This window comes from Microbacterium sp. S1037 (genome assembly GCF_048381605.1).
Taxonomy (GTDB): domain Bacteria; phylum Actinomycetota; class Actinomycetes; order Actinomycetales; family Microbacteriaceae; genus Microbacterium; species Microbacterium testaceum_B.
In genome coordinates this window covers 480,560-500,379 of the sequence record NZ_JBLWIG010000003.1, presented here as the reverse complement: position 1 = coordinate 500,379, position 19,820 = coordinate 480,560, and the positions used below count along the sequence as shown (strand labels likewise).

Here is a 19,820-nt window from a genome sequence, read left to right as displayed (position 1 = left end):
GCACCGTCACGTTGAGCTCGGGGTTCACGCGGGCGACGTCGGCGAGCACGACCTCATTCATGCGCTTGGACTTGCTGTACGCGTTCGAGAGGTCGATGCTCGTCGTCGACTCTTCGGTGAACGGCAGGTCGGCCGGGTCGGAGTACACGGTCCCGGTGGACGAGAACACGAACGACCGGATGCCGTGCGCCAGGCCCACGCGAAGGAGCGCGAACGTGGTGTCGAGGTTGTTGGAGTAGTACTCCAAGGGCTTCTGCGTGGACTCCCCCACCGCTTTGAAGGCGGCGAGGTGGATTATCGCGTCGATGGGGCCGTGGGCCTCGAAGGCGGCGGAGACGACCGCGTCGTCGGCCGCGTCGCCGATGACGAGCGGTGCGGGCTTTCCCGTGATGCGCTCCACGCGCTCCGCGGCGACCTCGTGCGTGCCGGACAGGTCGTCGAGCAGGACGACATCGTGACCGGCTTCGAGGAGGGCGACGGCCGTGTGGGTTCCGATGTAACCGGCACCGCCGGCCAGGAGTACGCGCATACTCCCAGGCTATCGTTCGGCAAGGTCGCCGCTGACTCGCGCCGGATGCACGCCCAACCACAGTCCGCGCGTACGTACGCCGTAAGTCATGTGGGAGGCCTCACGGGGAGGGCGAGCGGTCTCAGCGACCGTCGAGGCGGCCGCCGGACTCGCGCAGGTAGCACGCGGCGCACATCGACTCGTACGTGACCTCGCCCTGGATCTGAGCCTCGTCGATCGCCACCTGATCGCCGTCGAAGACGAAGCGGCCGCCCACCAACCTCGCGTTGAAGATCGCCTTACGACCGCACCGGCAGATGGTCTTGAGCTCTTCGAGGCTGTGCGCGATCTCCATCAGCCGCGCCGACCCCGGGAACGCCTCCGTGCGGAAATCGGTACGGATGCCGTAGGCGAGCACCGGCACGTCGTCGAGCACCGCGATGCGGAGCAGATCATCGACCTGGGTGGGGGTGAAGAACTGCGCCTCGTCGACCAGGAGCGAGGCGACGGGCTCGGGACCTGCTGCGGCCGCGAAGACCGCGCGCAGGTCGTCGTCCGGCCCCACGAGGAAGTCGACCCGTCGGTTCACGCCCAGGCGACTCTCGATCTGATCGGCGCCCTTCGTGTCGATCTCGGGCTTGGCGAGAAGGACGCGTTGCCCGCGCTCCTCGTAGTTGTACGCCGCCTGCAGCAGGGCCGTCGACTTGCCCGAGTTCATCGCTCCGTAGCGGAAGTACAGCTTCGCCACGGGATCAGGGGTTGATCTTCAGCGCCTGGGCCGTGGCATCCAGTTCTCGGCGCGCCGCCTCGGGGTGGGTGTTGAGCGACTCGCCGTAGCTCGGGATGAGCTCGCGAAGCCGCGGCTCCCACTCGGGCATGCGCTCGGGGAAGCACGTCTTGATCAGGCCGAGCATGATTGACACCGCGGTCGAGGCACCCGGAGAGGCACCGAGAAGACCGGCGATCGATCGGTCGGAGGCCGTGATGACCTCGGTGCCGAACTGGAGCACACCGCCCTTGTCTTTGTCTTTCTTCATCACCTGAGCGCGCTGACCCGCGTCGAGCAGCTCCCAGTCCTCGGCCTTCGCCGTCGGCATGAAGTCGCGGAGGCTGTCGACCTTCTTCGCGTGCGTCTTCAGGAGTTCGCTGATCAGGTACTTGATGAGACCCGGGTTGTCGACGGCGACCTTCAGCATGGGCAGCAGGTTGTGCGGGCGCACCTGCGTCACGATGTCGAGCATCGAGCCGTTCTTGAGGAACTTCGGGCTGAACGTGGCGAAAGGACCGAAGAGCAGCGAGGACTCCCCGTCGATCACGCGCGTGTCGAGGTGCGGAACCGACATCGGCGGGGCACCGACCGACGCCTGCGAGTAGACCTTCGCGCGGTGCTTCGCGACGATGTCGGGGTTGGAGGTCTTGAGCCACTGCCCGCCGATCGGGAAGACGCCGTAGCCCTTGATCTCGGGGATGCCGGAACGCTGCAGGAGCTTGAGCGCCCAGCCGCCCGCACCGACGAAGACGAACTTCGCGTTGATCGAACCGGGGGTGCCGCCGATCACGTGGCGGTACGAGACCTCCCAGGAGCCGTCCTTCTGCTTCTTCAGCTTCTTGACGTCGTGGTTGGTGACGACCTCGACGCCCTTCTCGCGCAGGTTCGCGAAGAGCTGTCGCGTGAGCGAGCCGAAGTCGACGTCGGTGCCGGCGGGGACGCGCGTGGCCGCGAAGGGCTCGCCCTTGCGGCGCTTCTGCATGAGCAGCGGCGCCCATTGGTTGATGACCCGCGAGTCCTCGGTGTACTCGATGCCCGCGAACAGCGGCTGCTCCTTGAGGACCTCGTAACGCTTGCGGAGGAACGCGACGTCTTTCTCTCCGCGGACGAAGGTCATGTGCGGGGTCGCGTTGATGAACGTCGACGGCTCGTCGAGCACGCCCTCGGCGACCAGCGAGGCCCAGAGCTGTCGGCTCTGCTGGAACTGCTCGTTGATCGTGATCGCTTTGGCGGGGTCGATCGACCCGTCTTTCGCCTCGGGCGTGTAGTTGAGCTCGCAGAGCGCCGCGTGACCGGTGCCCGCGTTGTTCCAGGCGTTCGAGCTCTCCTGCGCGACGTCGCTCAAGCGCTCCATGACCGCGATCTTCAGATCGGGCTGGAGGTCTTTCAGCAACGTGCCGAGAGTGGCGGACATGATGCCGCCACCGATGAGGAGAACATCGACGTTTTCAGTCACCCGACGATTCTAGGCGCGGGCCGCAAGGTCTCTCGACATCGAGAGATCGGTCGGTTCGATGTCGAGACAACCCCGGCTCACGGCATCCGGATGCCGCCGACTCAGACGCGCGCGGCGAGCTTCTGCGCGACGATCTCGGCGATCTGCACGGCGTTGAGCGCGGCACCCTTGCGCAGGTTGTCGTTGCTGATGAACAGCACGAGCCCCTTGCCCTCGGGAGCGGACTGGTCCGCACGGATGCGCCCGACGTAGCTCGGGTCGGTGCCGGCCGCCTGGAGCGGCGTGGGGACCTCTTCGAGCTTCACCCCGGGAGCGTCGGCGAGGAGCTCGCGCGCACGCTCGGGCGAGAGGTCGCGCGCGAACTCGGCGTTGATGCTGAGCGAGTGGCCCGTGAAGACGGGAACGCGCACGCACGTGCCCGCGACACGGAGGTCGGGCAGCTCGAGGATCTTGCGGCTCTCGTTGCGAAGCTTCTTCTCTTCGTCGGTCTCGTTGAGGCCGTCGTCGACGAGGTTGCCCGCGAAGGGGATGACGTCGAAGGCGATGGGGGCGACGTACTTCTCGGGCTGCGGGAAGTCGAGGGCCGAGCCGTCGCGGACGAGCCGCTCCACGTCGCCCTGCGCGAGAACGCCCTCGACCTGGCCGAGGAGCTCCTGGGCGCCCGCGAGGCCGGAGCCGGAGACCGCCTGGTAGGTGCTGACGATCAGGCGCTCGAGCCCGGCCTCGGTGTCGAGCACCTTCAGCACCGGCATCGCGGCCATGGTCGTGCAGTTGGGGTTCGCGACGATGCCCTTGACGGCCTCATCGATCGCGTGCGGGTTGACCTCGCTCACGACGAGCGGAACCTCGGGGTCCATGCGCCACGCGCTCGAGTTGTCGATGACGAGGGCGCCGGCCTCGGCGAAGCGGGGAGCGTGCGCGCGCGAACCGGTGGCACCGGCCGAGAACAGCGCGACCTCGACGCCGGCGGGATCGGCCGTGGCGACGTCTTCGACGACGACCGAGTGGCCACCGAAGTCGATCGAGGTGCCGGCGGAGCGGGCCGTGGCGAAGAGGCGCAGCTCGCGAATCGGGAACGACCGCTCGGCGAGGATCTCGAGCATGACGGTGCCGACCTGGCCGGTGGCGCCGACGACGGCGAGGGAGATTCCGGAATCGGAGATGCGGGTCATGCGGGAGCCTCATTCATTTCGGGTTTCCGGAATTCTACCGATGCGCGAACCCGCGGCCGGACCCGCGATCCACGATGGCCGCAAAAGAAAGTCATACGGCGGAAACAACACGCTCTCTATAGTGTTCAAAATGAGCACTTTGAACTCCTCTCTCCGAATCGCCGTTCTGCAGAGCGCCGGCATCGAGGGCGATGTCGAGGGCAATCTGCGGACGCTGGCCGCAGCGGCCGGACGGGCCCGCTCACTCGGGGCGGACCTGCTCATCACGCCGGAGATGTTCGTCACCGGCTACAACATCGGGGAGCGCCTCGACGCCGTCGTCACCGACGACCTGTCCGATCGGATCCGGACGGCGGTGCGCGACAGCGGTCTGGCGGCGGCCGTCGGCACGGGAGTCCGACGGCCCGACGGCATCGCCAACAGCGTGCTCCTCATCGACGCCGACGGCTCCCTGATCGCCCGGTACGACAAGACTCATCTCTTCGGTGCCCTCGACCGGGCACTGTTCGCCGCCGGCGACACGCTCGGCCCGGTGATCTCCTTCCGCGGCGTGCGTCTGGCGATGCTCATCTGCTACGACGTGGAGTTCCCCGAGAACGTCCGGGCGCTCGCGCTGGCCGGCGCGCAGCTCGTGATCGTACCCACCGCGCAGATGGAGCCCTACGAGTTCATCGCGGAACACCTGCTGCGCGTCCGGGCGTGGGAGAACCAGATCGCGATCGCGTACGCGAATCGGGTCGGCTCCGAGGGGCACCTCCACTACGTCGGGCGCAGCAGCATCGTGGACGCCGACGGATCGGTCCTCGCCCACGCCGGTGCCGCCGAGGAGGACCTCCTCTTCGCGACGATCGACGCCGGGGCCGTCGAGCGCTCACGCTCTCGCAACCCCTACCTCTCGGATCGACGTCCCGACCTGGCTGTCTCCCCCGTTCCCCGCACCAATCCGCTTCCCGAGGAGGACGATTCACATGACCGCATCCGATGAGACACAGACCCCGCGCTCGAGCGGGCAGAAGAGGCTGACCGGCCGCCTGGGAACCGGCTCCATCGTCTTCATGGTGATCGCCGCGGCGGCACCCCTCACGGTCATCGGAGGCAACGTCCCGATCGCCGTCGGCGCAGGCAACGGCGCAGGCGCCCCGGTGGGGTTCATCCTCGCGGCGGTCGTGCTGCTCGTCTTCGCCGTCGGCTTCGTGACGATGACGCCGTACGTCCGCGACGCGGGGGCCTTCTTCTCCTACGCGGCCGCGGGAATGGGCCCGCGCGCCGGCCTCGCGGCCGCCTTCGTCGCGCTCGTCGCCTACACCGCCATCCAGGTGGGCGTGTACGGGTACCTCGGCTGGGCGTTCGGCGGCCTGGTCACCTTCTTCGGCGGGCCGGAGCTGCACTGGGGCGTCTACTCCTTCATCGCCCTCCTCCTCGTGGCCGTCCTCGGCTATCGACACATCGACCTGTCCTCGCGCGTCCTCGGTGTCGCCCTCGTCGCCGAGATCGCCGTGGTGGTCGTCCTCGACTCCGTGGTGTTCGCCACCGGAGGCGCCGAGGGCATCGTGTGGTCGACATTCGCGCCTGAGAACGTCTTCTCGCCGGGTCTTGCCGTGTCGGTGCTCTTCGCCCTGACGGGGTTCATCGGCTTCGAGGCCACGGCCGTGTTCCGCGACGAAGCCCGCGACCCGGCGCGCACCATTCCGCGCGCCACCTACCTCGCTGTGCTGATCATCGGCGTGTTCTACGCCATCTCCTGCTGGGCTCTCGTCACCGGCGCCGGAGCGTCGGGGGCCGTGGCTCTCGCGCAGGCGACCCTCGCGGGCGACGCGAACATGCTCATCGACCTGACCGGGCGTTACCTCGGCCCGATCTTCCAGGACATCGTGCAGGTCCTGCTCGTCACGAGCCTCTTCGCCTGCGTGCTGTCGTTCCACAACGTGATCGCGCGCTACCAGTTCACGCTGGCGGGTCGCGGTGTCGTCCCGCGGCGGCTGGCTTCCGTCCACGGCGCACACCACTCCCCCGCCTTCTCATCGGTCGTGCAGAGCGTCACCGCCGCGATCCTGGTGGGTGCGTTCGCGGTGTTCGACGTCGACCCCCTCATCGGCGTCTTCGGATCGATGGCGGGTGTGGCGACTGTCGGCATGGTCCTGCTGATGCTCCTCACCTCGGTCGCCGTCTTCGTGTTCTTCCGCCGGAACGCCCGCGTCCGCGCGGGGCTCATCGGCCGCGCGGTGGTGGCGCCGATCGCCGCGGTGATCGGACTGGCCGTCTCGCTCTGGCTCGTTCTGTCGAACTTCACGCTCATCACGGGCGGCAGCGTCGAGCTGTCGATCGTGCTCGCCCTCGTCCCCGTCGCCGCGGGAGTGCTCGGCGCGCTCCTGGGTGGCCGCCACCGCATCGGTGAGATCCAGATCCCGGATGCCACCCCGACCGGCGCCATCGACAAACTCGAGCAGGAGGACAACGCCGCAGCGTGAGACCGCCCCGGCGTGAGACCGCCTCGACGTGACACCACGCCGGCGAACGCACGATGACATGATCGAGGGATGACCTCGAAGAGCGCCGGCGCGGACGAGCACTTCGTCGCGCCGGCGCTGTCGGGGGTCGCGCCCCTGTCGATGTTCGACGCGGTGCGCGCGCGACTGTATCTGGCGATCGAGCTCGGTCTGCTGAAAGCCGGTGACCGCCTGCCCTCCGACGCGAGGTCGGCCGAGGCGCTGGACGTCAGCGTCGCCACGATCCGCCGGGCCTTCGGTGCTCTCACCGAGGAGAACGTGCTCACGCGCAAGCGCGGCCGCCACGGCGGCACGTTCGTCGCAGCGGACGTCGACCCGACGCGGTGGGCGGAAGACCCCGCGGTGCAGCGCTTCCGAGACGAAGCCCCGACCGTCCGGGCACTGATCGACGAACGCGCTCTCATCGAATCCGCCCTCGCGGCGGAGGCGGCGTGGCGACACGGAGACCCGGCCACCGCGGCCCATCTGGACGATGCGCGCGAGGCGATCGCCGCCGCGGAGGCAGCAGAGGACTGGACCGAGTTCCACGCGGCGGACGTGCGCTTCCACCGCGCCGTGGCGGCGGCATCCGGGCACGACTGGGCGTTGGCACAGCACCAGGCGGTCGCCGACGCGCTCTACGCCTACTTCGTTCCGTATCCGATCGCCTACCTGCGCGAGAGCAACGCCCAGCACCGCGCCGTCCTCGAGGCGATAGACCGCGGCGAGGCGCGGATCGCTGCCCGGGAAGCGCTCGCGCACGTGCGCGAACTCCGCGAGTCGATGTTCATCTCGCAGCGGCCCAGCGGATCGGGGCGATAGGGCGGATCAGCGCCCGGTGCCGGCGTGGACGGTGGCCTCGGCCTCGCCGTCCAGACCGTAAGCGGTGTGCACGAGACGCGCGGCCTCGGCGAGGTCGACACCGCGCACGACCACCGAGATGCGGATCTCGGAGGTCGAGATCATCTCGATGTTGACGCCCGCCATGCTCAACGCTTCGAACAGCGTCGCCGAGACGCCCGAGTGCGTGCGCATGCCCGCACCCACGACCGACAGCTTGCCGATCTGGTCGTCGTGCACGAGGCTCTCGAATCCGACCTCGGCCTGCTCACCGGCGAGCGCCTTCAGCGCCGTCGTGGCATCGGTCTTGGGCAGCGTGAACGAGATGTCGGTGCGGCCGGTCGCGGCGGCCGAGACGTTCTGCACGATCATGTCGACGTTCGCGCCGGACTTGGCGACGATCTTGAAGATGTCGGCGGCCTTGCCGGGGACGTCGGGGACGCCGATGACGGTGATCTTCGCCTGGCTGAGGTCGGTGGCGACGCCGGCGACGATGGGCTCTTCCATGGCTTCACTTTCGGGGACGAGGGGGGAGGACTTGGAGGCGTCGAGCACCCACGTGCCCTCGCCCGAGCTGAACGTGGATCGCGCGTGGATCAGCACGCCGTGGCGGCGCGCGTACTCGACGGCGCGGATGTAGAGGACCTTCGCGCCGTTGGCGGCGAGCTCGAGCATCTCTTCGCTGCCGACACGGTCGAGCTTGCGGGCCAGGGGCACGACGCGGGGGTCAGCGGTGAAGATGCCGTCGACGTCGCTGTAGATCTCGCAGACATCGGCCTTCAGGGCCGCGGCGAGCGCGACGGCGGTGGTGTCGGAGCCGCCGCGGCCGAGCGTCGTGATGTCGCGGGTGTCGCGGTTGAAGCCCTGGAAGCCGGCGACGATGACGATCGCGCCCTCGTCGAGCGCTTCGCGCAGACGCACGGGCGTGACGTCGACGATGCGGGCGGCGCCGTGTGTGGCATCCGTGATCATTCCCGCCTGGCTGCCGGTGAAGGAGCGGGCCTCGAAGCCCATCGAGTGGATCGCCATGGCCAGCAGCGCCATCGAGATGCGCTCCCCGCTGGAGAGCAGCATGTCGAGCTCGCGCGGAGCGGGGATCGGGGCGACCTGACCCGCGAGGTCGAGCAGCTCGTCGGTCGTGTCGCCCATCGCGCTGACGGCGACGACGACCTCGTGCCCCGCGCGACGCGTGTCGACGATGCGCTTGGCGACGCGCTTGATACTCTCGGCGTCGGCGACGGACGAACCGCCGTACTTCTGGACGATCAGCGCCATAAGGAGAACTCCCGGGGAGGGACGAGCGTCGGGATGCCACGACGGGGCGCTCGGATGCCGCACCCGAGGGTCCATCCTAGGGGCGCGGGTATGCCGCCCCCGTCATGCGCGGAGCCCGGTCAGCCCGCGCGGATAGGATCGAGCCTTCCCCACCCGGTTCTCTGCCCCTGGAGGCTCGCGGTTGTCCCCCACCCCGCGCCGACTGCTGTCGTCGTTGCGCCGTCTCGTGCACACCGAGGACTCCGGCTCCCCCGACACGCACCTGCTTCCCGTCATCGACGAGGCGTTCTCCGCCCGCATCCTCGATCTCGCGATCCGCATCGGCGAGACGATGCTCGTCGTCGGGGCACCGGCGAGCGAGGTGACACTGACGATCGTGCGGGTCTGCGGCGCCTATGGCCTGGATCCGGTGCACGTCGACGTGACCTACAACTCGATCACGATCGCGCACAGCCGCCCGGGGGCCTCACACCCCACCACGCTCCTGCGCGTCGTGCGGGGGTCGGTGCCCGACCACGCCAAGCTCCAGCGACTGCAAGCCCTCGTCGCCGAGATCGCCGGCGGGCTCGCGCTCGACGACGCCATCGCGCGATGCCGGGCGATCCGGAGGCTCCCGTTCCGCTACCGCCCGGCGATCGTCATCGCCGCTCAAGCCGGCCTCGCCGTGGGGGTCGCGATCATGTTCGGCGCCAACTGGCTCGCGCTGGTGCTGTCGTTCATCGCCGCGGGCCTCGCCGCGACCACGCAGCACGTCCTGGCCCGGGCGCGCGTGCCGTACTTCTTCGCACAGATCGCGGGTGGCTTCGTGCTGACCGTCGTGGCGGCGCTGTCTCCGCTGCTCCGATACACCGGAATCGAGGCGGCCGCCGCGATCCGACCGTCGGTGATCGTGGCATCCGGGATCGTCCTCATGCTCGCGGGGCTGACCGTCGTCGGGGCGGCTCAGGATGCCATCGACGGCTTCGCGCTCACCGCGACGGGCCGCATCCTCGAGCTGACCACGCAGACGTTGGGCGTGGTGCTCGGGATCCTCGCGGGGCTCGAGACCGTGCGCGTGCTGGGAATGGGGATGTCGCCTCCCTCGAACGCCTTACCGCTCGGGCCGGTGAGCGTGCAGTTCATCGGCGCTGCGGTCATCGCGATCGCCGTCGCCGCGATCAACGGCGCGGGAGCACGGATCATCGTCGTCAGCGCGGCGCTGAGCCTTGTCGCCTGGGCGGGCTACGTCGGCGCCTCATCGCTCGGCTTCGAGGTCGCCGCGGCGAGCGGCGTGGGCGCGTTCATCGGCAGCTTCGCCGGCATCGTCGTCGCGTACCGCCTGCACGTGCCGTCGGTGGCGATCACGACCGCGGCGATCCTGCCCATGGTCCCGGGAGCGGCGGTGTTCCGCGGACTGCTGGGGATCGTGGAGTCGGGCGACGACCCGGCGGTGCTCATGACCGGCGTCACGACACTCACGGGGGCGGCGACCATCGGGATCGCGCTCGCGGTCGGGGCGTCGCTCGGCATCTACCTCGGTCAGCCCGTCCGGGCGACGCTGTCGAGCGTGGTGCGGACACGGGCGCGCACGCGGCGCTGAGCGCGCGACCGAGCCCTACCCGAAGCGACCGTTGACGTAGTCGTAGGTGCGCGGGTCGATGGGCGAGTCGAACATGGCATCCGTGTCGCCGTGCTCCACGATGTGGCCGGGCTGCCCCTGGGATGCCAGAAAGAAGGCGCACTGCTGCGACACCCGCTGCGCCTGCTGCATGTTGTGCGTGACGATCACGATCGTCAGCTCTTTCTGCAGTTCGCCCATCGTCTCCTCGATGACGCGCGTGGACGTGGGATCCAGGGCCGAGCACGGCTCGTCCATCAGCAGCACCTTGGGCTTGATCGCGAGCGAACGGGCGATGCACAGGCGCTGCTGCTGACCGCCCGACAGGCCGCCGCCGGGGGCCCGCAGCCTGTCCTTGACCTCTTTCCACAGCCCGGCGCTCTGCAGTGACGTCTCGACGAGGTGGTCCTTCTCGTCGCGCGCGGCGCGTTTACCGGTGAGCTTGAGCCCCGCGATGACGTTGTCGTAGATCGACATCGCCGGGAAGGGGTTGGGCTTCTGGAACACCATGCCGATGTTCTTGCGCGCGTCGATGAGTCGATGCCCCGCGTCGTAGATGTCGTCACCGTCGAGCAGCACCTCCCCGGCGAGGGCCGCCGAGGGGACGAGCTCGTGCATCCGGTTGAGGATGCGAAGGAACGTGGACTTGCCGCAGCCGGACGGACCGATGAGGGCGGTCACCTGTCCGGCGGGCATGGTCAGCGACACGTCGAGGAGCACCTGGTGATCGCCGAACCACGCCGAGATCGATCGCGCATCCAGTTCGGAGAGCGGGCTCGCGGGCGGATCGATCGGAGCGGGTCGAACGGATGCCGCGGCCTCACCGAGAGGAGCGGAGGACGGCGGGACCAGCACCGCCGTGTGCGCGTCGATCGGGGACGCGGTGGTGACTAGCGCAGGGTTCTCGGCACCGACGGCACGGGGGGCCGTTCGACCCGCGCGGCGGGTGGAGGGGGCGTCGGCCCCGGGCACACCCGCCATGCCCGCGCTGAGGTTCTCGAGCTCGATCTCGGCGATGATGCGCGCCTCGTCGGCGGTGAGCACATCCGTCATGTAGGGGTCGGACGCGGGTGAGACCGTGTCGAGCGGCACGACCTCCGTGTACTCGAGGTCGGGGCGCGCGTCGGGGCGCGGGAGATCGGCGCGCGGACTCTCGCGGACACCGTCGGGGGCGTCGGAGGCCGGATCGTTGGCTTCGGGGGTGGAGGTCATGATCGATACCGCTCAGAGAAGGTTGGGAAGAAGGCGGACGAGCTGGTCGGCGACGAACACGCTCGCCAGCAGGAGGACGGGGGCGAAGACGATCCACGTCTTCTGCCATCCGACGCGGCGATACGCCCAGACGGCCACGAACTCGGCGACGACGAGGAACTGCAGCGCGAAGATGAGCGCCCAGACCGTGGTCATGTCGGTGGCGAGCGGCTTGGCCTCGGGCGGCAGGGTCATCGACGTCGTCTGGCGCGCACCCGCCGGCACCGCAGGGCCTGTCGCCCGCGCGTCGACGTAGGCGATCCCGGTCGGCAGGTACGGGCCGCCCCGGGCCGTGATGAGGATGAGGCGGCTCTCACCGCGCACGGGGGCCGGTGGGGTCGGGTCGCCGGCGTAGCGCACGCCGAGCACCGCGAATGTCTGCTCGCCCTGCCCCGTCCGCACGGTGAAGGTCTCGCCCGGCTGCAGCGCCTGCAGGCGACCGAAAGGGCCGCCGAAGGCCGCGGCGCGTCCCATGACCACACTCACCCCCGCCTGACCGGGCAGCACGGTGTCGCGGCGGTGACCGGGGCCGTGCATCAGCACGCCGGACGTCGTCCCCTCGGAGATGACCTCGTCGATGCCGAGCTGCGGGACGGACAGGATGCCCACCGGGGCCCCGTCCGCAAGGAGGTGATCCTCGAAGTCACCCTCGCTGACGGGTGCCGTGCCCGCGGCGAGCTGCGCGCGGAACGTGTCGCGCAGCTGCTGCTGCGCGGCGAAGTGCGAGACGTGACTGATCACGAGAAGGTTGAGCAGGAAGACCAGCACGAGCACCGATACCGACACGAGCATCCCGCGCAGGAACACCTGCGCCGGCGACAGCGGTGCGTAGGTCGGACGAGGGCGGGGCGGACGGCGCGGCGGGCGGGGCGGACGGCGCGGGGCGGTGCCGGCTCCGGCGCCCGCGGGACGATTGAGGAGGGTCACGTCGTCGCCGCCACGGGAGTCGCTTCGCCCCGACCGCTCACCCGGACGATCTGCACGACGAGGAGGACGAGACCGCCGAGGAGGACGGCGGCCGCGATCACCCACGGGAAGAGCAGGGTGAGGGCGTCACGGGTCACCGGCGTCAGGGCGACGCCGTCGACGCTCTCCGGCGGGGTGAGCGTCACGTGGGTCGACAGCAGCGTCCACTGGCCCCCGTGGCGGAGGCGAGCCGAGACGACCCGGCTCTCGCCCGGCTGCAGAGCGGTCACCTGGACGCCGTCGACGGCATCCAGACGCTGCGAGAACATCCCGGCATCCATCCAGAAGTCCGCCGTCGCGTCGATCGGGGTCGAGGCGGCGTTGCGCACCGTGAACCACACGTCGACGATCCCGGCGGTGGGATCGGGCTCGGGGAACGCGGAGGCGTTCAGTCCCCCGACGTAGACCATGCCGGCCACGCTGACCTCGCTCGCGGGGGCGACGCCCCCGCCGCCGGAGCCGCTCGAGCCCGTGGCGGGCAGGGGCACCGGCCTCGTGCCGCCGGCGGGAACCGACCCGCCCGGAACGCTCGACCCCCCGGTCGCCGCCGGCGACACGGGAGGAGACGGTGTCGCCGTCGATCCGTCGGTGATCGTCACGGACAGGGTGCCGGGGTCATCCGTCGGGGAAGCCGAGGCGCTCGCCGCACCCGAACCCGCGAGCACGACGAGGGCGAGCGCGATCCCCGCGGCGGCGACGCGTCGCGACGCGACCGGGGGCATCGCCCCGCGCGGCGCCGATCGCCGGGGACGCGTCATGAACCGTCCGCCCGAGTTCCCGCGAGCGCCGCCGCGTCCGCGGCCGCGGTCTCGGCGACGAAGTCCATCCACTCACGGGCACGCACCTCGTCGCGACGCCGGCGCCAGCGCGAGAACAGGACCGCGAGCGCCGCCAGCACTCCCAGGATCAGCACCGTCCACGGAACCGCAAACGCCACCGCGTCACGCGTGATCGGCGTCACCACCACCTGCATCGACGCGTCGGGCGACTCCACGAAGGGGCTGAGGGTCGTGAACGGGTTCAGGTACAGCCATTGGCCGACACCGTCGACCGTCGACTCGTACGACGCGCTGTTGCCCGGCAGCACGACGGGAACCTTGCCGCCCTGCTCCCCCGTCACCGGGATGCCGAGCCACGTTCGCGTGCCCGACGTGAGGTTCGCGGCGAGAGCGACATTGCCGGGGTTGCTCACGGTGTAGTGGAGCTGGACGTGCCCGGAGAACGGGTTCCACCAGTCCCCCTGATACGACGCCTCGTAGCTCGTGAGCGACAGCTGCGGTTGGAGGTCACCGGCGACCCGCGCGAAGACCGAAGTCGCGACGCGGCGGTCGACGGTGACCTGCGCGCCCGACTCGAGGACGGATGCCACGACCCCGCCGACGTGATCGCCCGGGGTCGCGTCCGCCGGTACCGCGACGGTGAAGGTCAGCAGGCGCACTTCCTGCGGCTCGAGGCCGAACGTCACGCGGTCGCTGCCGTCGTCGAAGCGGATCCACGACCCGACCGAGGTGGGAGTGGCATCCGTCGGGAGCAGGGAGAGCTCGCCGGCGTCGTCGTTGAACGCGTCGGTGGCGTAGACGGTGAAATCCTGGCGGGCCGTACCGGTGTTGCCGACGAGCACGCGATCGGTGACCGTCTGGCCCGGGTCGGCGGCGAAGGTGAAGCGCGACCGCCCGTCGGGGCGCCCGTCCTCTCCGGCCGGGCGGGTGGCGACGCCGACGGTGACGGCCGACTCGCTCTCGGCGGCGGGCGCATCGTCGGTCGCGAGGACGGCGGTGCCGGGGGCAGCCATCGCGGCGGACGGCATCCCGAGGCCGGCGATCATCGCCGCGGTGACGAGGGATACGGCACCCAGAGCCGGGAGGCGGTGCCGCAGGGTCGAAGAGAACACGCTCTATCTCCGCAGGTGGGGGCGACACGAGCGTGTCGCCGAGGTAAACGAGGGCTGATGGTGTGGCAGCACGGGGGGATCGCGAGGATCCCCCCGTGCCACCGGCGCCGGTCAGCTCACTTGGAGGTGAGCGTGACCGTCAGGGTCGACGTGTAGTCGCCCGTCTGCGCGTCCTTCGGGGCGGTGAAGGTGAGGTCGGCGTCGAAGAGCGCACCGGTGGTGAGCGTCGTGACGGCCGTGCTGGAGGCGATCTTCGAACCCGTGCCGACGGTCACGCCCGTGATGGGGGTGTAGCCGGTGTAGGCCTTGGGCGCCACGGCGAGCGCGGTGGCGGGGATCTCGTCGCCCGCGCCGTTCTTGAAGGGGGTCCACGCGGCGGTGAGGTCCCAACCCTTGAGAACGTTGCGGTCGTCGATGACGGTGACCTTGCCGAGCGACTTCGTGACGCTCTTGTCGCGCGCCACGCTGCCGAAGTCGACCTTGGTGGCCTCGGCGTTCAGCGACCACAGGTCGCTCGCGGTGACCGCGGCCGACAGGTCGACGGCGTCGGTGGTGGTGTCACCGGCAGCGGACTGCTTGGTGAAGGTGTCCCAGGCCAGGACGGTGTACGTCGCGTCGCCGGGGGCCACCAGGGCGATGGTGTGCTCGCCGCCCGGCAGGCTCGAGATGTCCACCGAGAAGTTGCCGTTGCCGTCGTCGGTGACCTGACCGAGGTCGGTCGGGTCGGACCAGGCCCACGCCTCGAGGGTCTTGCCCTTGTTGGCGGCCCCCGCGGGAACGGTGATCGTCTTCGCGCCCTTGGCGGGGTCGGCCACGTCGACCTTGTTCGCCGAGGAGCCCGAGGGCTTCGTCGGCGCGGTCGGAGCGGCCGCGTCCACCGTGCCGGTGAACGCCTTCTCGTTGCTGCCCGCGCTGTTGGTGGCCACGACGGTGAAGCTGTAGGAACCGGCCGTGGTGGGCGTGCCCGACACGACACCGGTCGCGCTGTCGAGGGTCAGACCGGCGGGAAGGGCCCCACCGTCCTTGATCGACCACGTGATCGGGGCGGTGCCGTCGGCGGTGAGCGTCTGCGAGAACGCCGCACCGACCTTGGCCGAGTCGAGAGCGGTGGTCGTGATGGTCGGAGCCGTGGCCGAGGGGCCGGAGCTCTGCGGGTCGAACGTCCAGTCGCCGCCGGGCTTGACGTGGATGCCCACGTACTTCACGCCGGCATCCGCGATGTTCAGACCGTTGTTGCGGGTCCACGCGAAGCCGAGGCTGAAGTCACCGCCGTTCGCCTTGACCTGGGCCCAGTTGCCGAACAGGAAGCCCGAGAGCGTCAGGTTCGGGGCCATGATGTCGACCGTGCCGGGGGTCAGGGCGCCGTCGCTGGACGCCGTCCAGGCCGACATGGTGGTCTCCTTGCCCTGGGGGGCGATGAAGTACGCGACACCGGTCGCGTCGGCCGTGCCGGGGAACAGCACCGAGATGTCGTCGACGGTCGGTCCGGGCGTCGCGAGGATCTGCGAATCCCAGTGCAGGACGGTGTCGTCGGGGAGGAGGTGACCGTCGCCGCCGTCGAGGAGGTAGAACTGCGGCGTACCCGTGGCCGCGTTCGCCGCGGTGGCCGAGAAGCCGCCCGCGAGAAGCGAGACCGCCGTCGCCGCGGCGACGATCGTCCCGAACTTCTTGATGTTCATGAGGTGGAGTCCTTTTCCGTTCTCAGAGGTCACAGCGTCGCGAACGCGCGCTGGATGGTGGTGGTGGAGGGGGCGAGGAAGCCGAACTTCTTCTTCACCGCGCCGACGGAGGTCGGCAGCGAACCGAAGCTGGTGAGGCTGTTGGTGACCGACGGGTTGACGAGGTTGGCCAGGCCCGCGTCGTACTTGTCGTCACTCGGAACGATGCGGGCGTACTCGACGACCAGGTAGGTGTCGCGGCCGAAGGTCGCGTCCTTGTAGAAGTCGATGTTGGGGACGAGGTTGGGCGCGGTGCCCGTGAAGGCGGGCTCCTGGTTGACGGGCGAGCCGAACTTCACACCGGAGGTCGTCGTGGTGTTGACTCCGGTGGCGCCGTTGGCCTGGGCGATCCAGCTGGCGGCGCTGAACGGGATGAGGTCGTTCGTCCCGAGCACCGACGCGTCGTTCTCGGGCGTGGTGCCGTTGGCGTCGGTGACGCACGAGCCGAGGGTCGGGTTTCCGATCGCGCCCAGGAAGAACGAGCGCGTGCCCGAGCCGTTCTGCGGCAGGCGCGGGTTGACCGCGACGCCGCCGACCGAGGTGGTGCTGCATTCGTAGATCGACTTCAGCTGCGCGGGGCTCAGCGTGGCCCACGACGAGTCGCCGCCCTTGTACGCGAAGCCCACGGCGTCGCGCCCGAAGGGGATGTAGGCGAGCAGACCGTTGGCGTTCGCGTTGGTGCCCGGGCCGCTCGAGGAGCGCGCGATGTCGACCTGACCGGTGATCGTGCGGGCGGGGACCCCCTTGTTGCCCGAGTAGGCGGCACCGGTGATCGAGGCGCGGAGCGCCGTGACACCCGCGCCCGAACCGGCGGGACGGCCGAAGAACGGACCGCCCTGCTTGGTCTGGATGGCCGTGGAACCGAACGCGTCGAAGCTGCCGAGCGTCTTGTTGGTGGAGGTCACACGGACGAGCGAGCCCGTGAGGGTAGTTCCGTTCGTGATCGCGTTGGCCGCGTCCTGCAGCGTGTCGGAACCGACCAGCGAGTAGCTGTTCGAGACCGGCTCGGCCGAGGCCATGGAGGCGACGCCGAGGCCGGCGATCGCGATACCGCAAGCCGCGCCCATGGCGGCCAGCTTCTTGAGCTTCAACTCAATGCCTTTCGATTGGTGTGGTGCACAGATGTGATTCGGGTGTTCAGTTGCGAGAGGACGGGTCTGGGGAACGGAGACCGGCGCGGCGTCAGAGCCGTCGGCGCAGTCGTCCGAGGAGGGGCACGGCGAAGGCGGCGGCGAGCCCGCCCGCGACGCTGGCCGGGAGCGCGGCCGGCAGGGCGCCCATGTCCGGATCGTCGGGTGTGGTGCCACCCGTCCGAGCGGGGGCGGCGGAACCGGATGCCACGGGGTCCGGGGCGGAAGCCTGCGCCGGGGCAGCGGGTGCGGGGGCGGCTGCGGCCGGGGCGCTGCCGACGACACCGCCGCTGGGGAAGGGCACGCCCGCCGCGGGGCCGTTCGCCGTGGGGGTCGGTGTGCCGCCGAGGGTCGGCATCCGTCCCGCCTCGATATCGTCCGCGGCCGTGAGGGCGAGGGTCTGCCATCCTTCGGGGAGCGGAACGAATCCCTGCGGCAGCTGCCCGGGGGCCGTTCCCGGACGCTGCCCGTCTTTCGCGGCGAAGCGGATGAACGCGGCATAGCTCTTGCGGAGCTCCGCGTCGGAGGACTTCGGGTTGACGGCCGCGTAGACGGGCATCGTGAGCGGGTACGCGCCGCGCGCGGCGATCGCACTCGGGGAGGTGGGGTCGAACGACACGACCTGCGCCTGTCCGGCGGTCGGCGTCATGGCCGCGGCCGCGGCGGCCATGGCATCCGTCGTCGCCCCGACGAACTCCCCCGCCGGATTCTTCAACGACGCGGTGACGATCTGGTACCGGGCCGCGGATGCCGTGTCGGTCACCGCCACGACCGCCTGACGCCCGGGCAGGCTCCGGTCGGCTTTCCCGTACTTCGGCGGCACGGCGATCGGATCCCACGCCCCGAGCGTCAGACCGTCGCCGCGCAGCGTGTTGTACGCGCCGGAATCGAGATCATTGACGTAGGGACGCCAGGTCACGAGGTTGACCGGTCCCGCCGACGGCGTCTCGGCCTGCTCGACCGGGTCGGCCTTGGGGAAGTCTTCGCGCGGCAGGGTCAGCGCGGCCTTCGTGGGGTTCTTCTCGGCATCCGTCGAGCTCCACGGATTGACCGTCATCCCCCATTCGTCCGGGGTGCCGGCGAGGAACTGACGAGCCGATTCGTCACTCATCACGTACTGCCAGATCGCCCACGCGGCGTCGGAGCGCCCCTGCGGGACCAGCGCGTCGGCGAGAGAGGCCGCGGCGAGCGCCTGGTACTTCCACTCGGGATCGTTGATCGCGAGGAAGTCGGGGTCGCTGACGAGGTTGCGCGGGTTGTACACGCGCTCATCGCCGTCCTTGTGACTCAGATGGTCGCGATCGGCGAAAGTCGGCAGCGAGTCCAGGTACGAGTTCGTGAGCAGCTTCGCCACGAGTCGCGGGGTCAACCGGAGAGAGGTGAAGGGCAGTCCGACGCGCTTCTGGACGTCCTCGGGAACGGTGTCGTCTCCGGGGCGCGGGTTCCGGTCGATCGCGAACGAGATCGCCGCTCCCGTGATGGCCACGGGGGCGTACCGCAGCGAGTCGGTGCCGAGGCTCGGATCCAGGGGGCGCGAGGTCAGGGCCAGCGGCGCCGGTGCGGTGCCGTTCGCCGCGCGCGCCGCGTCGGACTCCGCCCCGGTGATGGCCGAGTAGACCGAGCCGCCCGACTGGTTGCACACCACGGGCTGCCACGACGAGACCGCCCGGCTGATCAGCTCGCTTCCCGCGAGCTGCCGCTCGGCCGCGCCGATGGGGCACCGGACGCCCAGGGGTTTGAAGTCGAGCTTGACCGCGATGCGGTGCTTCCACGCGTCCCAGAAGAGCCCCGACTTCGTGATGAAGGAGGCCCCGCCGTCCTGCTGCCCGCGGGGCAGGATGACCAGCCAGCAGCTCGAACCGGACACGCTGCCGTCGGCAGCCGTCACGGGTGAACCGCAGCCGAGACCCTGCGACTGCAGCGCGGTCTGGACCTCGAACTTCACCGACCCGGAGCCGTCACCGCCGGACCCCGCCCACGACACCATGTTGGTCGTGTACTTCGAGAAGAACTCGTTCGTGTTCATGTCGGCCAGGACGTCTTTGCCGTCGGCGTCCTTGGTGTACGAGTAGGCACCGTCGACGACATTGGCGACGGTGCGGCCGTTCGCCCCCCGGAAGGGAATGGACGTGTAGGTCGGGGTGGCGAACCCGTCGCCGAAGACCGTGTAGGGCTTGTCCTCCGCGGCGACCGAGGCATCGGTGTCGCGGGGATCGTCGCGGTGCGAGCCGGGGACGCCCCCGAGTCCGTACTGGCAGGTCGTCCGGTCGGGGGTGCCCGGATGCGCCGGATCGTCGCCCCAGCACTGGAAGACCTGCAGGAAGTCGGCCCCGCCGATCTGCGAGCTCGGCACGGTCGAGGGCTTTCCCCCCGTCCACGACACGACGATGCCCTGCGACTCCAACGCCCGCGTCTGCGAGACGGTCACCGAGAGGTCGGGGAACGGGGCGTTCTCGACGTCGAGGTCTTGATCCTTCGCCGTGACGGTCACCGCGGAGGAGTCGTCCGCCACGGCCGACGGAGCGATCGCGGACAGCGCGCCGGTCCCACCGGACAGGGCGAAGATCGTCAGACCCGCGAGAGTGCCGACGACGACGGATGCCAGGGCCCGGCGCCCGCGCGACACGACACGGTCCGCGGCCCGGGCACCGGATGCCATCCGTGTGCGTCGTCCCGCGGAGCGGGACGCAGCGGTTCGCCGCTCACGGTGTTCAGACACGAGGTTTCCTTTGCAGAGTGCTTCTCGAAGAAGCGTCGAGAC

Annotated in this window: 16 protein-coding genes; 4 read left to right on the top strand and 12 right to left on the bottom strand. The window is 69.9% G+C overall.

Features of this window, described 5'->3' with window-relative positions; genetic code table 11:
* The 4 genes from ACMW4R_RS17410 to ACMW4R_RS17395 form a co-directional block, all read right to left on the bottom strand.
* Positions 1 to 529 (bottom strand): SDR family NAD(P)-dependent oxidoreductase (locus ACMW4R_RS17410; protein WP_418300538.1); only part of this gene is annotated, 529 nt, incomplete at its 3' end.
* Between the two features lie 121 nt (positions 530 to 650).
* A complete protein-coding gene (locus ACMW4R_RS17405; protein ID WP_058597214.1) occupies positions 651 to 1,256 on the bottom strand; it encodes a thymidine kinase in 606 nt (201 codons plus the stop codon).
* 4 nt (positions 1,257 to 1,260) lie between these two features.
* Positions 1,261 to 2,733 carry a malate:quinone oxidoreductase gene (locus ACMW4R_RS17400; protein ID WP_058597213.1) on the bottom strand — a complete coding sequence of 491 codons (1,473 nt, stop codon included), beginning with the start codon at positions 2,731 to 2,733 and terminating at the stop codon, positions 1,261 to 1,263.
* Positions 2,734 to 2,834: 101 nt separating this feature from the next.
* Positions 2,835 to 3,905, bottom strand: a complete 1,071-nt coding sequence (locus ACMW4R_RS17395) for an aspartate-semialdehyde dehydrogenase (protein WP_058597212.1) — start codon at positions 3,903 to 3,905, stop codon at positions 2,835 to 2,837.
* Positions 3,906 to 4,035: 130 nt separating this feature from the next.
* On the opposite strand from ACMW4R_RS17395, the gene ACMW4R_RS17390 reads away from it, so the two are divergent.
* The 3 genes from ACMW4R_RS17390 (at position 4,036) to ACMW4R_RS17380 (ending at position 7,213) form a co-directional block, all read left to right on the top strand.
* A complete protein-coding gene (locus tag ACMW4R_RS17390) occupies positions 4,036 to 4,890 on the top strand; it encodes a carbon-nitrogen hydrolase family protein (protein ID WP_418300537.1) in 855 nt (284 codons plus the stop codon).
* Positions 4,874 to 6,373: an APC family permease gene (locus tag ACMW4R_RS17385; protein ID WP_418300536.1), complete on the top strand. Its 1,500-nt coding sequence runs from the start codon at positions 4,874 to 4,876 to the stop codon at positions 6,371 to 6,373. Before ACMW4R_RS17390 ends, ACMW4R_RS17385 begins: the two co-directional genes overlap by 17 nt.
* A 69-nt stretch (positions 6,374 to 6,442) precedes the next feature.
* Positions 6,443 to 7,213, top strand: coding sequence for a FadR/GntR family transcriptional regulator (locus tag ACMW4R_RS17380; RefSeq protein WP_058614597.1), 771 nt, complete (start codon positions 6,443 to 6,445; stop codon positions 7,211 to 7,213).
* Between the two features lie 6 nt (positions 7,214 to 7,219).
* Here ACMW4R_RS17380 and ACMW4R_RS17375 read toward each other — a convergent pair whose 3' ends face one another.
* On the bottom strand, positions 7,220 to 8,506 hold the full coding sequence (locus ACMW4R_RS17375; protein ID WP_058597211.1) for an aspartate kinase: 1,287 nt from the start codon (positions 8,504 to 8,506) through the stop codon (positions 7,220 to 7,222).
* Positions 8,507 to 8,687: 181 nt separating this feature from the next.
* Between ACMW4R_RS17375 and ACMW4R_RS17370 the strand changes: the two genes are divergently transcribed.
* Complete coding sequence (locus ACMW4R_RS17370; protein ID WP_418300535.1) at positions 8,688 to 10,085, top strand: threonine/serine ThrE exporter family protein; 1,398 nt, start codon at positions 8,688 to 8,690, stop codon at positions 10,083 to 10,085.
* Positions 10,086 to 10,100: 15 nt separating this feature from the next.
* Here the strand turns inward: ACMW4R_RS17370 and ACMW4R_RS17365 are convergent, their stop codons facing one another.
* The 7 genes from ACMW4R_RS17365 to ACMW4R_RS17335 all read right to left on the bottom strand — a co-directional run bounded on the left by ACMW4R_RS17365 (position 10,101) and on the right by ACMW4R_RS17335 (position 19,778).
* A complete protein-coding gene (locus ACMW4R_RS17365; protein WP_241490578.1) occupies positions 10,101 to 10,865 on the bottom strand; it encodes a phosphate ABC transporter ATP-binding protein in 765 nt (254 codons plus the stop codon).
* A 462-nt stretch (positions 10,866 to 11,327) separates the two neighbouring features.
* Positions 11,328 to 12,281 carry a sortase gene (locus ACMW4R_RS17360; protein ID WP_418300534.1) on the bottom strand — a complete coding sequence of 318 codons (954 nt, stop codon included), beginning with the start codon at positions 12,279 to 12,281 and terminating at the stop codon, positions 11,328 to 11,330.
* Positions 12,278 to 13,078, bottom strand: a complete 801-nt coding sequence (locus tag ACMW4R_RS17355; protein ID WP_418300533.1) for a hypothetical protein — start codon at positions 13,076 to 13,078, stop codon at positions 12,278 to 12,280. Before ACMW4R_RS17355 ends, ACMW4R_RS17360 begins: the two co-directional genes overlap by 4 nt.
* The gene (locus tag ACMW4R_RS17350) at positions 13,075 to 14,211 is read right to left on the bottom strand and encodes a hypothetical protein (protein WP_058598220.1); all 1,137 of its coding nucleotides are present in this window, start codon (positions 14,209 to 14,211) and stop codon (positions 13,075 to 13,077) included. The genes ACMW4R_RS17355 and ACMW4R_RS17350 overlap by 4 nt, the downstream gene beginning before the upstream one ends.
* Before the next feature lie 116 nt (positions 14,212 to 14,327).
* Complete coding sequence (locus tag ACMW4R_RS17345; protein ID WP_058630342.1) at positions 14,328 to 15,890, bottom strand: Ig domain-containing protein; 1,563 nt, start codon at positions 15,888 to 15,890, stop codon at positions 14,328 to 14,330.
* Between the two features lie 29 nt (positions 15,891 to 15,919).
* Entirely contained in the window at positions 15,920 to 17,020 is a 1,101-nt protein-coding gene (locus ACMW4R_RS17340) for a hypothetical protein (protein WP_058630341.1), read from the bottom strand.
* A gap of 91 nt (positions 17,021 to 17,111) precedes the next feature.
* On the bottom strand, positions 17,112 to 19,778 hold the full coding sequence (locus tag ACMW4R_RS17335; protein ID WP_418300532.1) for a hypothetical protein: 2,667 nt from the start codon (positions 19,776 to 19,778) through the stop codon (positions 17,112 to 17,114).
* Positions 19,779 to 19,820: the final 42 nt, after the last annotated feature.

Excerpts from the sequence above, each read along its gene's own strand:
- ACMW4R_RS17375 (WP_058597211.1), bottom strand. The coding sequence starts at position 8,506 with ATGGCGCTGATCGTCCAGAAGTACGGCGGTTCGTCCGTCGCCGACGCC.
- ACMW4R_RS17355 (WP_418300533.1), bottom strand. The coding sequence starts at position 13,078 with ATGACGCGTCCCCGGCGATCGGCGCCGCGCGGGGCGATGCCCCCGGTC.
- ACMW4R_RS17385 (WP_418300536.1), top strand. The coding sequence starts at position 4,874 with ATGACCGCATCCGATGAGACACAGACCCCGCGCTCGAGCGGGCAGAAG.
- ACMW4R_RS17395 (WP_058597212.1), bottom strand. The coding sequence starts at position 3,905 with ATGACCCGCATCTCCGATTCCGGAATCTCCCTCGCCGTCGTCGGCGCC.
- ACMW4R_RS17390 (WP_418300537.1), top strand. The coding sequence starts at position 4,036 with ATGAGCACTTTGAACTCCTCTCTCCGAATCGCCGTTCTGCAGAGCGCC.
- ACMW4R_RS17345 (WP_058630342.1), bottom strand. The coding sequence starts at position 15,890 with ATGAACATCAAGAAGTTCGGGACGATCGTCGCCGCGGCGACGGCGGTC.
- ACMW4R_RS17380 (WP_058614597.1), top strand. The coding sequence starts at position 6,443 with ATGACCTCGAAGAGCGCCGGCGCGGACGAGCACTTCGTCGCGCCGGCG.